The organism is Bartonella sp. B41, from assembly GCF_053795765.1.
In genome coordinates this window covers 839,910-854,968 of sequence record NZ_CP200037.1, presented here as the reverse complement: position 1 = coordinate 854,968, position 15,059 = coordinate 839,910, and the positions used below count along the sequence as shown (strand labels likewise).

The 15,059-nt window shown below is 36.0% G+C and carries 11 protein-coding genes, 1 tRNA gene and 1 pseudogene; 6 read left to right on the top strand and 7 right to left on the bottom strand.

All coding sequences use genetic code 11. The annotated features are described in order from the left end of the window. Positions 1 to 248: 248 nt before the first annotated feature. Positions 249 to 497 (bottom strand): GlsB/YeaQ/YmgE family stress response membrane protein, encoded by a 249-nt coding sequence (locus tag V4P54_RS03695; protein WP_455477680.1) that lies wholly within the window; start codon positions 495 to 497, stop codon positions 249 to 251. 469 nt (positions 498 to 966) lie between these two features. Next, the gene (locus tag V4P54_RS03690; RefSeq protein WP_455476708.1) at positions 967 to 2,178 is read right to left on the bottom strand and encodes a mechanosensitive ion channel family protein; all 1,212 of its coding nucleotides are present in this window, start codon (positions 2,176 to 2,178) and stop codon (positions 967 to 969) included. Between the two features lie 132 nt (positions 2,179 to 2,310). On the opposite strand from V4P54_RS03690, the pseudogene dnaG reads away from it, so the two are divergent. The 3 genes and pseudogenes from dnaG (at position 2,311) to V4P54_RS03675 (ending at position 7,168) form a co-directional block, all read left to right on the top strand. Further along, a pseudogene (gene dnaG / locus V4P54_RS03685) lies at positions 2,311 to 4,250 on the top strand (DNA primase). A gap of 363 nt (positions 4,251 to 4,613) precedes the next feature. Further along, a complete protein-coding gene (gene rpoD / locus V4P54_RS03680; RefSeq protein ID WP_455476707.1) occupies positions 4,614 to 6,623 on the top strand; it encodes an RNA polymerase sigma factor RpoD in 2,010 nt (669 codons plus the stop codon). A gap of 116 nt (positions 6,624 to 6,739) precedes the next feature. After that, entirely contained in the window at positions 6,740 to 7,168 is a 429-nt protein-coding gene (locus V4P54_RS03675) for a YcgN family cysteine cluster protein (RefSeq protein ID WP_455476706.1), read from the top strand. Between the two features lie 61 nt (positions 7,169 to 7,229). On the opposite strand, the gene V4P54_RS03670 is transcribed toward V4P54_RS03675, so the two are convergent. Further along, on the bottom strand, positions 7,230 to 7,961 hold the full coding sequence (locus tag V4P54_RS03670) for an SIMPL domain-containing protein (RefSeq protein WP_455476705.1): 732 nt from the start codon (positions 7,959 to 7,961) through the stop codon (positions 7,230 to 7,232). A gap of 167 nt (positions 7,962 to 8,128) precedes the next feature. On the opposite strand from V4P54_RS03670, the gene V4P54_RS03665 reads away from it, so the two are divergent. Next, positions 8,129 to 8,202: transfer RNA gene (locus tag V4P54_RS03665), tRNA-Ile, on the top strand. A gap of 376 nt (positions 8,203 to 8,578) precedes the next feature. On the opposite strand, the gene V4P54_RS03660 is transcribed toward V4P54_RS03665, so the two are convergent. After that, the gene (locus V4P54_RS03660; protein WP_455476704.1) at positions 8,579 to 8,752 is read right to left on the bottom strand and encodes a YegP family protein; all 174 of its coding nucleotides are present in this window, start codon (positions 8,750 to 8,752) and stop codon (positions 8,579 to 8,581) included. 395 nt (positions 8,753 to 9,147) lie between these two features. Next, entirely contained in the window at positions 9,148 to 9,687 is a 540-nt protein-coding gene (locus V4P54_RS03655; protein WP_455476703.1) for a helix-turn-helix domain-containing protein, read from the bottom strand. 342 nt (positions 9,688 to 10,029) lie between these two features. Here V4P54_RS03655 and V4P54_RS03650 point away from each other — a divergent pair, with 342 nt between their 5' ends. After that, positions 10,030 to 11,079 carry a DUF475 domain-containing protein gene (locus V4P54_RS03650; RefSeq protein ID WP_455476702.1) on the top strand — a complete coding sequence of 350 codons (1,050 nt, stop codon included), beginning with the start codon at positions 10,030 to 10,032 and terminating at the stop codon, positions 11,077 to 11,079. A gap of 68 nt (positions 11,080 to 11,147) precedes the next feature. Here the strand turns inward: V4P54_RS03650 and pncA are convergent, their stop codons facing one another. Both pncA and V4P54_RS03640 read right to left on the bottom strand, forming a co-directional pair. Beyond that, complete coding sequence (gene pncA / locus V4P54_RS03645; protein WP_455476701.1) at positions 11,148 to 11,756, bottom strand: bifunctional nicotinamidase/pyrazinamidase; 609 nt, start codon at positions 11,754 to 11,756, stop codon at positions 11,148 to 11,150. Positions 11,757 to 11,815: 59 nt separating this feature from the next. Next, positions 11,816 to 12,337, bottom strand: coding sequence for a hypothetical protein (locus V4P54_RS03640; RefSeq protein ID WP_455476700.1), 522 nt, complete (start codon positions 12,335 to 12,337; stop codon positions 11,816 to 11,818). Positions 12,338 to 12,515: 178 nt separating this feature from the next. On the opposite strand from V4P54_RS03640, the gene ettA reads away from it, so the two are divergent. After that, positions 12,516 to 14,165 (top strand): energy-dependent translational throttle protein EttA, encoded by a 1,650-nt coding sequence (gene ettA, locus V4P54_RS03635; protein ID WP_455476699.1) that lies wholly within the window; start codon positions 12,516 to 12,518, stop codon positions 14,163 to 14,165. The last annotated feature ends 894 nt before the right edge of the window (positions 14,166 to 15,059 follow it).

Below are 15,059 nucleotides of genomic sequence, written 5' to 3'. Positions count from 1 at the left end.
TGTTAAGTATTGTTATTAACAATTGAAAACAATTGAGTATAATTTTTATAACACGGAAGTATGATAAATGCTGTCCTAAGGGCCTAAGGGCTTCTCATATTTGCTTCGCATTGTGATGATAGCGATGCCAAAATGCGAGAGTAATGCTCATTCTTTTGAAAAACTGCTATGATTTTCAAGATTGTTGAGAAAATATTTCAGCAGTTTCGAGTAGTTCCAAAAGGTATTTTTTTAGACGAGTAAATTCTTTATAGTCGAACTCGTCGTCCGATCCATATAAGAATGCAAGCTCCAATAAAGCCTGAGATGAGGTAACCAATCCAGCCAGCGAAATTAACGCCAAAAAGACTAAATACAAAGCTAGCTAATGCAGCTCCGACAATACCTAGGATAATGTTTAAAAGTACCCCCGTTTTGCTTTTCATGAAGTACTGAGCTGCAAAACCCGCAAGACCACCGATGACGATAGCTACAATCCAGCCATTTATGTTTTCCATTACACCCTCCTGTTGCCTAAATCTCAACTGTTCACTCTATCTAGGGTGATCTTTGTAAAGATCAAGGTTTTCTGATTTTTAAACTGATATGTTATGCATTAAAATTTTATCTGCGAATTCACAAATAAACATCAATATACTAAATATTAATTCATGTACGATGTTGAAAATCACTTATGTTGTAATTTTTCGTAAAAAGGAGGTATTTCGTGGGCATTGGGGAGCATAAATATTTATGGAGAAATTTTTTGATGAAATGTAACATATAAATTTCTTTAAAGTTTAGGGGATATGATCTAGGAAGTATGTGTCGTGCGTGTGATCCAAACAAATAAGAAAGGATGCTTGATAACATTTAATAATCTTGTAAAATGAAAAAGAAGCTCAGATTGCTTGTAGTTTTGTCTCTTTGTCGTTGATATTATGAATAGGAGATAGGTTTCGGATTGTAGCGGTTTGATTCATTATTTTACTGTGTTGCAAGTGTATGTACCAAATCATATCCACTCGGATTTTGAAAAATTTTTAGACCAAAAGCTGGAAGAATAGAGTAGAGATGATCAAAAATATCAGATTGAATTTGCTCATATTCTTTCCAAACGGTTGTATTAGTAAAACAATAGATTTCTAGAGGTAGTCCATTTGGAGTGGGGGGCAATTGTCGTGTTATCAAGGTCATGTTTTGTTTGATCTTTGGGTGCTTTTGCAAATAAGCTAAAACATAAGTGCGGAATGTTCCAATATTGGTTAAACGACGGGTATTAGCTGGCACATTGCTATTTTTATCTAATTGAGAATTCCATTCGTTGATTTCTGGTATTTTCTGTGTAAAATAGTTTTCCAGTAAATTAAATTGTGTGAGATATTCCAGTTCCTTTTCTGTGTAAAATCGGATGCTAGATTGATCAATGAACAAGGATCTTTTGATGCGTCTTCCTCCTGCTTCTTCCATCCCACGCCAATTTTTAAAGGGATCTGTTACCAGTTTACGGATAGGGACTGTAACAATCGTTTTATCAAAATTTTGAATTTTAACAGTATGGAGTGCAATCTCAATGACGTCTCCGTCTGCACCGAGATTTGGGATTTCAATCCAATCTCCGACACGTACCATGTCAGTTGATGAAATTTGGATGCCTGCAACGAGAGAAAGTAGTGTATCTTGAAAAATTAGTATAAGGACAGCCACCATTGCTCCAAGACCGGAAAGGAGAATGAGGGGTGAGCGGTCGAGAAGTGTGGCTATCATTAAGATGGCGCCGATGGCAAAAAGTGTAATTTTAGCGATTTGAATATAACTTTTTATTGGTTTTAATCGTGCTGTTGGTCGTTTTTCATAAAGAGTGTTAATGACATTGAAAAGAGCGGATATTATCAAGACAACGATAAAGATTATTAAGGCGTTGAGAGTATTGCGGATGATAGTACTCAGTACATTGGGCAGTGTTGGTACAAAATTGACACCGGCTGAAATAATAAGAATCGAAGCGATGTGAGCTATACATTGTATGGAGTATTCAATATCAGAAGTTGTATCTTTTGGTAAAAAAGTAGAAAGACGTTTTGTTGCTTTGACAAGAAGGTTTCGTGCTAAGAAATTGACTAAAAGTGCAACAAGCGTAAGAATAATGAGCCAAGCAATGGTTTCTAGCAATGGATATTGAACAAGAAATTTGGTCACTTTTTTGTCTCCATATATAATTTTTTGTGGATCGATCATTTGCAAATTCGTCGACGATCTAAGATGAAGTATTAGAATTGTATTTTAAAGTAGTTAAACATGAAAAAATAATTTCAAACTCTGTGAGAGATAATGCGTTTTCTACCTGATGTTCTTGATGAGATTCGTACCAGATTACCAATTTCAATTGTTATTGGCAAAAGGGTAACGTTTGATTCCAAAAAAAGTAAGTCTTCGAGGGGAGATTTTTGGTGTTGTTGCCCATTTCATAGTGAAAGAACTCCTAGTTTTCATTGTAATGATCATAAAGGTCGTTATTATTGTTTTGGCTGTGGAGCGAATGGTGATATCTTCACCTTCCTTTGTGAGCTTGATGGGTTGCGTTTTTCAGAAAGCGTGGAGCGTTTAGCTGACCTTGCGGGTGTTAAATTGCCCGCTTCTGATTCACAGAATTATCAGCATCAAATAGAAAGGGATAATCTTTATAATGTTATGAAGATGGCTGCTGATTTTTTTCAGCATAATTTACGTGATGAAGGAGGTGTTCAGGCACGTCGTTATCTTTATGAGCGTGGGATAACTCCAAAGATAGCTGATCGTTTTAAGATTGGTTTTGCTTCAACAAGGCAAACGGCTTTAAGGGATGCTTTGGGTGCGCGTGGTGTTTCGACACAGCAAATGGAAGACTGTGGACTTTTACAATCGGGTGAGGATGGTATGGTTCCTTATGATCGATTTAGAAATCGTATTATGTTTCCCATTGAAGATTTGCGCGGGCGTGTCATAGCTTTTGGAGGGCGTACGTTGGATAAAGATACGCGGGCAAAATATCTTAATAGTCCTGAAACAGTTCTATTTCATAAAGGGAACATATTGTACAATGCAGCTTCTGTCCGCAAAAATTGTCGTTTTGGTGATAGTGATATATTGCATTCTGTCCTTGTTGTTGAAGGTTATATGGATGTAATTGCATTAAATAAGGTTGGTTTTGAGGGGGTAGTAGCGCCATTGGGAACAGCTTTGACGGAAGAGCAAATTAGGCTTTTATGGCAGATAAGGCCTGATCCAATTTTGTGCTTTGATGGAGATGATGCTGGCTTAAGAGCTGCTTTTCGTGCTGCTGACCGCGTGTTGCCACTTTTAAAAGTTGGTGTATCGGTACGCTTTGTTTTACTGCCGCAAGGAAAGGATCCAGATGAAATTGTTTGTAATGGTGGTGCGCAGCTTTTTGCTTCTTTTTTACAAAAATCAATTCCATTAATTGAGCTTTTATGGTTGCGTGCTACTTACGGAAAGCATTTTGAGACTCCGGAAGCGCGAGCAGCTCTAGAAAAACAGCTTAAGCAGCAAATTTTTACAATTAAAGATGAGGATATACGCCGTTATTATTTTCAAGATATAAAGAAACGTCTCTTTGATTTTTTTCGTCCATCCTTTTCAAGAAGAAGAGGTGTTAGCCAATATCAGAAAGGTCAAAAAAATGGGATTCTAAAAGATCAATCTTTTTCTACCTTGGCAAATTCTGATATGGTACGCAATTCGTCTTCGCATTCTATTCCTTTGCGCGAGGCGGTCATTTTGCTGATTTTAGCTCACTATCCCGAGTTATGGTATGAAAACTTTGAAGTTCTTGCTGAGCTAGAGTTACAAAATGCTCAATTAATGGGTTTTCATCAATCAATGCTAGAAATTCTTGGAAGTAAGCAGCTTCACGATAAAGAGATAATGATCAGTTTATTAGAAAAAAAGGGACAAAAGTCTCTTTTAGAGAGTATGAGGAGACTCGCACAAAATATCGGTATGCGTGCTGTTTTGGTTGGATCTTCTATAGAAGATGTTCGTGCTGTATTAAAACAGGCTATCTACTTGCATCTTAAGGAACACCACCTACATAAGAGATTACAAGATATTGAAGAGCAACTTGTCGAAAATCCTGATAGTGAAGTTTTTGATCTTCTTCGTGAGACAAAAATAGAATTAGAGAAAATTCAAGCGATAGAAGCACTAATTGAAGGATTTGGAAGTGGTTTTGTGAAGAAATAGATGGGAATGAGCAAAATGAGATAAAATGATTCGCTTTTTTGAAGCGAATCAGTCACCTAAAGCTTAGTATGAGGAAATTTGCTGAGATCGACATTTTGATGGAAAGTGGCGATTGACTTGTGAAGGGTGTCGACTGAATTTTAGGAAAAGCGGGAAATTGGTTCTTACTATATGGTGCAAAGATTATCTCAGAAAAGCTGAGAGGTGTCGGGGAAGCTTCTGAAGCTTTTCCGCGTTTTTGTGTGAATGAAAAGCGTGTACAAAGTATGTTTTTTCCGATAGGTAAGGTGCCTCTAAGAGGGGCTACGTGTAAGAAATTGTCGATACGCTGAGTGAGAATGCAAAAAGCTTGTCATGCGTGAGTTGCGTGGTGATTAAGTGGAGTTGATGGTATGGCCACAAAGGTTAAACAGAAAGATAATACAGAAGCAACGGGGCAGATTAATTTGGATGGCCCTCTTCTCGATTTTTCTGATGATGCCATAAAAAAAATGGTTAAACTTGCCAAAAAAAATGGCTATGTGACGATGGATGAACTGAATGCAGTTCTTCCTTCAGAAGAGGTTACGTCTGAACAAATTGAAGATATCTTGGCTATGTTTTCTGAGATGGGTATCAATGTTGTGGATGATGAGGATGAGATCGAGTCTGAGCGTTATGAAGAGGAATCTTCAATAGAGGGCAGTGATTTAGTTGAGGTTACCAGTGGTGCTCTTGCTACGACATCTAAGCGTGAAACAACAGATCGTACTGATGATCCAGTGCGTATGTATTTGCGTGAGATGGGAGCTGTTGAATTACTTTCACGGGAAGGTGAAATTGCTATTGCTAAGCGCATTGAAGCTGGGCGTGAGACGATGATTGCAGGGCTTTGTGAAAGTCCTTTAACTTTTCAGGCTCTCATTATTTGGCGTGAAGAATTGAAAGAGCAGCGTGTTCTTCTTCGTGAAATTATTGATCTTGAAATGACCTATGCCGGTCCAGAAGCAAAGCAGGCTCCCGTTATTGAACGGAGTGAAGTTGAAAAAATAAAAAAAGAAAAGTCCTTTTCTGCTTCCCGTAGCATGGAAGATGTGGAAGACAATGTGGGGATTGAGGATGATGAAGACGAAGATGATGAGGCAAACTTATCACTTGCTGCAATGGAAAATGAGCTTTGTCCTCAAGTTATGGAAACATTAGATTTTATTGCTGAAACTTATGTAAAACTGCGCAAATTACAAGATCAGCATGTTGAGAGCAGTTTGGCAGAGAGTAAAGAGGGGGCTCTTTCGCCTCTTCAAAGAAAGAAATATACTCAGTTGAAGAGCGAATTAGTTCAGGCAGTTAAGTCTCTTTCTTTAAATCAGAATCGTATTGATGCTTTAGTTGAGCAACTTTATGATATCAATAAGAGGCTTATTCATAATGAAGGTAAGTTAAAGCGGATTGCTAATGATTATGGCGTTGGTCATGAGGAATTTTTGAAAGAATATCAAGGTCGTGAATTAGATGCTGACTGGGTAGATTATATTGCAACTTTGTCTGGGAATAGTTGGAAAGAGTTTTCAAGGCGTGAAGCTAAAACAATTCAAAAATTGCGCAGTGAAATACAAAATCTTGCACAGGAAACTGCCATCTCTATTGGTGAATTTCGTCGAATTGTTACACAGGTGCAAAAAGGTGAGCGTGAATCAACAATTGCAAAAAAAGAAATGGTAGAAGCTAATTTGCGTCTTGTGATTTCAATTGCAAAAAAATACACTAACCGTGGTTTGCAGTTTCTTGATCTTATCCAAGAAGGAAATATTGGTTTGATGAAGGCTGTGGATAAATTTGAATATCGGCGTGGGTACAAGTTCTCAACTTATGCTACATGGTGGATTCGTCAAGCAATTACTCGCTCAATTGCTGATCAAGCACGCACTATTCGCATTCCTGTTCACATGATTGAGACAATTAATAAAATTGTTCGTACGTCACGCCAGATTTTACACGAAATTGGGCGTGAGCCAACGCCAGAGGAATTATCAAGCAAGCTTTCTATGCCTTTAGAAAAAGTACGAAAAGTTCTTAAAATCGCAAAGGAGCCTATTTCTCTTGAGACACCTGTTGGTGATGAAGACGATTCTCATTTAGGTGATTTTATTGAAGATAGGAATGCGTTGTTGCCGATTGATGCGGCCATTCAAGCTAATTTACGAGATACGACAACACGTGTACTTGCCTCATTAACACCGCGAGAGGAGCGTGTTTTGCGAATGCGTTTTGGTATAGGGATGAATACTGATCATACCTTAGAAGAAGTTGGGCAGCAGTTTTCAGTTACACGGGAGCGTATTCGCCAGATTGAGGCAAAAGCACTTCGTAAGTTGAAACATCCAAGCCGTTCACGTAAGCTGCGCAGTTTTCTTGATTCTTGATTGCACATTTCCAAGTGTGCAATCTTTATTGGTTGAATGTATTATTTGCACTTATGTATTTCTCAGAGTGCATACTACGTTTTTTGTGTTTTTTTTGAAAAGGAATGATTATTTTTATGAACGAAGAGACTCCTTTTTGGAAGGTAAGGAAATTGGAAGAAATTTCTACTTCTGAGTGGGAAAGCCTTTGTGATGGGTGTGAATTCTGTTGTTTACACAAAGTGGAAGATGATGATACTGGCGATGTTTATGCAACTAGTGTAGCTTGTCGTCTTTTGGATGAGGAAACTTGTCGGTGTAAGGATTATGTTAACCACACATCAATTATTCCAGATTGTATATCGTTGGATGTGAAAACGATTAAAGTAACTCGCTGGCTTCCAGAAAGTTGTGCTTATCGATTAATTTATGAAGTAAAAGATCTTCAATGGTGGCATCCATTGGTTTCAGGGGATTGTCAGACGGTACATACAACGCAATTTTCTGCACGTGAACAAATAGAAATTCATGAAGATAAAGTGTTGTTTGAAGAGACCTATTCATAGCACATCACCGGCCTTTTGTGTAAAGTCCGATGACATTTCCTTTTATGTAGAGATGTGAGCTTTAGTCGATAGCAAATACTACGGTAACATTAACGTTGTAATTCATTTCTCCACTTAAGAAATTTGTTTCTGAAGAGCTCTTTGCAGCACTCATTAAAAAACGTGGAGTTGGGTTATTGTTCCCTTCGCTTTCGGTAATTTCAATGATTTTTCCAAGTTTTAAATTGGCTGCTTGTGCTATAGTTCTTGCTTTTTCAATAGCTTCAGCAATGGCATTTTTACGTGCCTCTTGGTAAAATAGCTTTGTATCAGAATTTGTGAAAATAATACCATTAACTGCGTTAACACCTAAAGCCATTGCTTGATCAAATATTTTACCAACGTTAGAAAGATCACGAATGCGTGCAGTTAAAAAATTTGAAACATTATAAAGGTTTTCCTTGCCATTTTTATCTTGAGTTCCATCCAGGCTAGACTGGTAAATAGACAAGTCTGACGTTTGTAAATCGTTTGCTGAAATTCCGTTGTTTTTAAAAGCATTTATCACATCATTCATAGATTTATTATTGGCTGCTAGTGCTTTTTGCGCAGTTTTGTCCTTTGTAATAATAGCTAGATTAATAATTGCCATATCTGGTGCTGCTTGGCTTTCGCCAGTTGCGGTCACAGTGATTGTTTGGAGGCCTACTTTTCTTTCTTCAGCCTGTATGGTAAGTGAAGTGGTTAGCAATGTTATAGCTATAACAATCGCCCTAATCCAGTGGCTGTTTAATGATTGGAAAATTATTGTCATGTCTGTTCCTTCTATTCATGAATGTATTAACTTCTCATTTTCTGGCATTTTTGTAAAGAAATTAGAGTGCTACAGAAAAAAACCGATAAAAAAATAAAAATATAGTTTATAGTTTAAGCAGGATCTTGTGTTCTAGAATATTTTAGTTTAGAGAGAAAAGCTCCGTGGGGCCTGTAGCTCAATTGGTTAGAGCCAGCGGCTCATAACCGCTTGGTTGGGGGTTCGAGTCCCTCCGGGCCCACGCTTTTTGGATGGAGTTTATTTTCTTGGTTCGTTTGTCGTATTTTCGGCATGAGAAGAGTATTGTAATAAGAAATTTTATAGACAATAAGCAACATTTTATACAAACTATACAAAAGACGAAAATGTCTTGTTATTCCTTAAGATAACAACTGGTGTGGCGATCATCTAATCGATGGTTATTGGTAATAGCCCTGTTTGTTGATCCAAATGTATTACTATAGAAGATTTTCTTTAGTTATTTCTTAAGTATGCGGCAATTGCAGAACGACATACCCCACTTCCCAAAGATATTCTTCTTTTCTATGCTATAAAAGTACAACGATAATTCAATATATCGAACAAATTTTTTATTTTAATTGTAAACAATATTAAGATTATAATTCTTTAATAACGGCTGTATACGTAATCTTTTTTATCATTTCAATATTTACTAAGATATCTTGTTTTGTCGGATAACCTTTACTAGAAAAGGCAATTTTTTGTTCATCGCCTGATATTAAACGCCAGTACCATTGATTGTGAACTCCTTGAAACACTTCAAAATACATGCTCCCTACCTCATAAATAGTCACTGATTACAAGATAAGTATTAACCCATCCGATCTATGGGAATTAAGTATGTCTCTACAATACGCAGTCAACATATTTTTCTTATTTTTTTTGATCTCACAATGAATTTCTATGAAAGTTACATTTTGTAATAAAAAACATCAATTGTCAATAAGATATAGGATTATATTGTATCTTTATTTATAGTAAAAAGATTTTACTTTTATTATATAGATGTATTCAGTATATTTTACTGTAATTTTATTAAGAGATCTATAGAAGCAACTTTTCCAAAAACCATAACCTTATCAGCACGCAGAAAATCAGAATATTTCCCTTTGAATGCTGGTAAGGTTTTTGGCTTTGTTTTGTTATTTATTCGCAGTACAGGAATTTATTGGTTAGCAATAACCTCTTTTTGTGATATGCTGCGAATAAGTAGGTCGATAAACAGGCTGAGTGTATAAGAATTAGTCATCTTTGACTTCATGTCAATTAGCGAGGTTGCAGTTTTTTGACTCGGGCCATTGGATGAGCCTTGCATTAGCAGATATTGCTGTAATTTTTCATAAGAACCCTCAACTATTTTTTTGTTTGGTTTTTCGCCATGGTTACTATTGGCGAGAATTTCTTCCAGCCCTTCAATTTTTTTGATAAAATAGTTCCAATCAAAATCCCCCTTAGCGTATTCTGTATCAAACATTTTGCCTTGTCCAGTTAAGAGCCAATTAATATTGACCCCATATAATGTGCGGTATGTTTGTAATACACTAAGATTTGGTTCTCTTTCTCCACGCTCATAAAAAGCGATAGAGTTTTTTGTCATACTAAAACTTTTAGCAAGTGCTTCGCGCGATGGATCTCCTAAAGCGAGGCGTATGTAACGTAAGCGTTTTCCAAATATAGTTTTTGCTTCAGTTTCAGGACGTGCCACGAATTATCTCCCTCATTAAATCATCATGGTATAAGCTTTGGCCAATAAAGGTTCACTATGTATTAATATCTCATTATGCAATGTCAATATTCATAACTTTTATTTTTATTTATTTTTTAATTTTAGTGTATAAAAAATAGTTTTCAATTTATTAAATTGCATATTATCTAATAATCAAGCTTCATTTTAACTGAAAGATATACTTAAACAATTATTTTCTTGTTTTTTCTTTGAAAAATTTCATATATTTTTTTGTGCGCGTTTTATTTGTGTATGAATAGATATAATTTTTCGGTTTGCACAAATAAAATGAATTGAAAAAATAAATTTAAAGGACAGATCATGCCCTTATTAAGTTACTTTGGGTGGGCATTTTTTTTCACATTTATCGGTGTCTTTGCGGGTGGGATTATTGGTTGGTTTGAGACAGGGACTGTTGTCGGTTTTCTTAAGTATTTTTTCATTTGTTGTGTTTTAGGAATTTTAGAAATTTCTTTGTCTTTTGATAATTCTATTATCAATGCGCGTATCCTTGAGAGGATGGATAAGCTGTGGCGCCGTCGTTTTTTGGTGTGGGGAATTTTAATTGCAGTATTTGGGATGCGTATTGTTTTTCCATTGTTAGTGGTTGCTATTGCTATTGGGAGCAACCCAATTTCAGCAATAAAATTAGCGATATGGGAACCGTACCAATATGCTGCAATCTTAACGGATGCTCACACAGGTATTTCTGCTTTTGGAGGAACTTTCCTCATGATGGTTGGTCTTAAATATTTTTTTGATCCAAGAAAAGAGGTGCATTGGCTAGCTTTTATAGAAAAAAATGCTCAAAAGCTTGGAGCTTTTGCTGGCGTTGATACCGTAATTATTCTAATTTTTATTTTGCTTTTTTTAGAATTGATTGCGGTAGAAGATAGAATGACTTTTTTGTTTGCTGCGCTTTATGGGCTTTTGACGTTCATAATTATTGATATAATAGGATCTTTCTTGGATTCTTCAAAAAATGTTTTAATTGGAGTTGCTAAGGGAGGAGCAGGTTCATTTCTCTATCTAGAAGTTCTAGATGCTAGTTTTTCTTTTGACGGGGTTGTTGGTGCTTTTGCTTTTTCACACAACCTTTTTATTATTGCAATTGGACTTGGTATAGGCGCATTGTATGTTCGTTCTATAACGATCATGCTGGTTGAGTCAGGAACGTTATTGCATTATCGCTATTTAGAACACGGTGCTTTTTATGCAATTTTGATACTTGCAGTGATCATGTATCTGCAAATTATTATGTCAGTTCCTGAAGTGTTAACAGGGCTGGTTGGTATTTGTATTATCGGAATGGCTTTTTATTCTTCTTTTCGCTTTAAGTACCATCATTTAAATGAACGTGTTGATAAATGAACGTGTTTGGCTTAGATGGGTTAAAATTTTTCTTTGTTTGGGCAGATGAGATGAAAAGATGGATCCTTTTACGAGCCCATAAGGAGTTCTATGCCAATTTCATTCATGGTTGTAAGCATTGTCTTAAGTGATCCGTTTAGATCAATTCCAGCACAGGCGTTTAATGAAATGCTTACTTTAAAGCCACATTGTATTGCATGAAGTGCAGAAAATCCGACACAAAAATCAGTTGCCAAGCCGCATACAAATAGTTTTGTAAAACCATTTTCTTTAAGATAAACTTCTAGACCAGTTGGTGTTTTTTGATCATTTTCAAAAAAGGCAGAATAGCTGTCAATTTTTTGATTGTATCCTTTTCGAAGAATAAGTTGCGCTTTTTCAATTTTAAGAGATTTATGAAATTCTGCTCCTTGTGTTCCTTGTATGCAATGATCAGGCCACAGTATTTGGGGGCCATAGTCAAGATTTACTGTGTCGTAGGGCATTTTTCCAAGGTAAGAAGAAGCAAAACTACAATGGTTTCTTGGGTGCCAATCTTGGGTTAGAATGATGTGATAAAACTTGTCTATAAGGTTATTGACAGCAGGTAAAATGGTGTTTCCGTGTGGTACTGCAAGTGCTCCACCCGGTAAAAAATCATTTTGAACATCAATGACAAGTAAAGCTTCTTTTTCCATGAATATATTCCTATGAACAGCTTTCTTTTGGTGCTAGATTTTAAAGATTATGTTCCATTTTAAAGTTTTGAAATGATTTGGTGAAAGTCAGTGTTATTTTTATAATCATCGAGCCAAAAGAGAGGGATGGATAATTTTTTATAATTAGTTTTATAATTTTTTACTAATTTTAGCCATTTGCCTATAGGAAGTGCGCTGTAGTTACTAATCTCTACGTGTTTGAGCAGGGTTTTCATGACCGTAGGACTTGGTACATCTGATCCCAAAAGATGGCGTTCATTTTGTAAGCGTAATTTGAGGTATATCAAGGCGAAAGAGGAATCCCATTGTTTCCCATAACACAAAAGTGATGAAAATAGATGTGGATTTTCTACGGCATAATGTAAAGCCCACAACACAAAAAGAGATGGGGTATAGAGAATTGTTTTTTTTTGTGTTATCGGATCGCATCGGAAGGTTGGATTAATACGATAAGAATATAATTTTACATTGGGGATAGAAAAAAGAAATGATGGCTGATAACACGTTTCAGGAATGATTAAGGGAATTTTTTTACTCTTTGAAAGGGTCATTTTTCGCATTTAAATTTTAGTAAAGATTTTGAGATTGGAAATGTACATCAGTGTAAGGTGAAAGGTTTTTAACTAAAATGTAAGTATTTCTTACTGCAAAATTTGAGAAAAGCGAAGTTTTTTTAAATTTTATTTTAATGCATTCAATAATGCAAGTTGCATGTTTAATTTGTGTAAAGAGAAGTTTATGGGACATAAATTTATCTATCATATGGCTGGAGTCAATAAGGTTCATGGCAATAAGAAAATTCTTGAAAATATTCATCTGTCTTTTTATCCAGATGCAAAAATCGGTATTTTAGGACCAAATGGTGCGGGTAAATCAACGATTTTACGTATTATGGCTGGGTTAGATAAGGAGTATACAGGAGAGGCATGGCTTTCTGATGGGGCGCGTTGCGGTTATTTGCCGCAAGAGCCAATTCTTGATTCAAGTAAGGATGTACGCGGCAATGTAATGGAAGGTGTTGCAGATAAGCTGGCGATTTTAGAGCGTTATAATGGGTTGATGATGAATTATAGCGAAGAAACAGCTGATGAAAGTGCACAGCTTCAAGATGTTATTGATAGTCAGAATCTTTGGGATTTAGAAGAACAAGTAAAAATGGCTATGGATGCTCTCGGTTGTCCACCAGCAAATGAGAGTGTAACAAAACTTTCAGGAGGAGAGAAAAGGCGAGTTGCACTTTGTAAACTTCTTTTATCGAAACCTGATTTATTATTGTTGGATGAGCCAACGAATCATTTGGATGCTGAAACTACATCTTGGCTTGAGAGGCATTTGCGCGAATATTCTGGTGCTGTTCTTTTAGTTACACATGATCGTTATTTTCTTGATAATGTGACGGGTTGGATTTTAGAATTAGATCGTGGTAAAGGTATTCCTTATGAGGGAAATTATTCTACTTATTTAAAAGCTAAAGCGAAGCGTATAGCTCAAGAAGGGCGTGAAAATGCTGCTCTTCAGCGTATATTGTCGCGTGAGAGGGAATGGATTGCTTCTAGCCCGAAAGGACGACAAGCAAAGTCAAAGGCTCGAGTTAAAGCTTATGATGAGTTGGTTCAGATTGCACATGAACGCCGTCCAGGAGAAGCACAAATCATTATTCCTATTGGTGAGCGGTTAGGACAAGTTGTCATTGAAGTTGAGAATTTGTCAAAAGCGTATGGTGAGCGTGTGTTGATAGATTCTCTTTCTTTTAAACTTCCAGCTGGTGGTATTGTTGGAGTGATTGGTGCTAACGGTATGGGGAAATCTACCTTGTTTAAAATATTAACAGGGAGTGAACAGCAAGATTCTGGTCAAGTTCTCATAGGGGAAACTGTTCGGATGAGTTATGTCGACCAGAGTCGTGATTCGTTAGCCGGTGATAAAACAGTGTGGGAGGAAATTTCTGGCGGAAATGATATTATTAAGCTTGGTCAATATGAGATGAACAGTCGCGCTTATTGTAGTGCCTTTAATTTTAAAGGTGCAGATCAACAGCAAAAAGTAGCAAATTTATCGGGTGGGCAGCGAAATCGTGTTCATTTAGCTAAACTTTTGAAAGAGGGAGGTAATGTTCTTCTGCTCGACGAACCGACTAATGATCTTGATACAGAAACATTAGGCGCGTTGGAAGATGCGTTAGAAAATTTTGCGGGATGTGCAGTTATTATATCGCATGATCGTATGTTTCTTGATCGATTAGCTACTCATATTTTGGCTTTTGAGGGGAACGGTCACGTAGAGTGGTTTGAGGGCAATTTTGCGGAATATGAGGTTGATAAGGTTCGCCGTTTTGGCTCAGATGCCCTTAATTTTAAGCGTGTTAATTATAAGCCATTGACACGTTAGTGTTGCTTGTTTTATTTGAGATTTATTAGAAAATGTTGATGATGTATGTGGGAAATTATTACTTTTAAATTACATGTAGTGCGGATGTTTTACATACAAATGAGCATTTTTGGTTGTATACTCTGTTTTCTCTGAATCAGGGTATTTGCGTTTTTATCATCATGTGCTTTGTAAATTTCAGATTCAAAAATAAAACAATGGCTTAAAATATTGGTGTTATTTTTAAAAAGCTGTTTTCCGCTAATTTATAAAATGAAAACAGTGGAAGGGGTGCGGTTGATCTTTGGTTTGCGTAGATCAACATTTACTTGTAGATTATATAAACGATAAAAAAGGTAGAATTTGTATAATCATACTGAAAACATTTTACTTACGTTACGGGAAAAGGAAGGTAATTTCCTTATTTCATTTTAGTGTTGAGTGCATTAAATTAGATAGTATATTGCAGGAATTGGCTGTTTTATCGCTTCACTTGTTTGGTTAAAGCAATGGCAATGAAAGGGATATTTGCTTTTATATCGTCGTCGTGTTGTAACAGTTGGTTGTTTCGAACATATCAGCAATCATTTTGAATGACTATAGCCAGATGATTTGGAGTAAGTTTATGCAATGATCCATTTTTTACTACGATTTTGATAAATTAAAAGGCATTTTCAGATTTACGTCGTTTTGACATTTTCATAGCGATAGGTTTTCCTAACAAATTTATAATAAAAGTTGACATGAGTAGAGAATGTTTTGTGAATATTTTAAAACAAGTCTGCGTCAAATTGGATCATTTTGAATATTTTTTTGCCTAATTTTTTTCATTTTTTGGCAGTTTATAGCTTTTTTATATTTTTTTCTACTAAAGATGATAAGAATTTCTTGTTGTTTAGAATATTTTATTTCATA

Coding starts and splice junctions, on each gene's coding strand:
- V4P54_RS03695 (WP_455477680.1), bottom strand. CDS start 497: ATGGAAAACATAAATGGCTGGATTGTAGCTATCGTCATCGGTGGTCTT.
- rpoD (WP_455476707.1), top strand. CDS start 4,614: ATGGCCACAAAGGTTAAACAGAAAGATAATACAGAAGCAACGGGGCAG.
- V4P54_RS03675 (WP_455476706.1), top strand. CDS start 6,740: ATGAACGAAGAGACTCCTTTTTGGAAGGTAAGGAAATTGGAAGAAATT.
- V4P54_RS03670 (WP_455476705.1), bottom strand. CDS start 7,961: ATGACAATAATTTTCCAATCATTAAACAGCCACTGGATTAGGGCGATT.
- V4P54_RS03660 (WP_455476704.1), bottom strand. CDS start 8,752: ATGTATTTTGAAGTGTTTCAAGGAGTTCACAATCAATGGTACTGGCGT.
- V4P54_RS03650 (WP_455476702.1), top strand. CDS start 10,030: ATGCCCTTATTAAGTTACTTTGGGTGGGCATTTTTTTTCACATTTATC.
- pncA (WP_455476701.1), bottom strand. CDS start 11,756: ATGGAAAAAGAAGCTTTACTTGTCATTGATGTTCAAAATGATTTTTTA.
- V4P54_RS03640 (WP_455476700.1), bottom strand. CDS start 12,337: ATGCGAAAAATGACCCTTTCAAAGAGTAAAAAAATTCCCTTAATCATT.
- ettA (WP_455476699.1), top strand. CDS start 12,516: ATGGGACATAAATTTATCTATCATATGGCTGGAGTCAATAAGGTTCAT.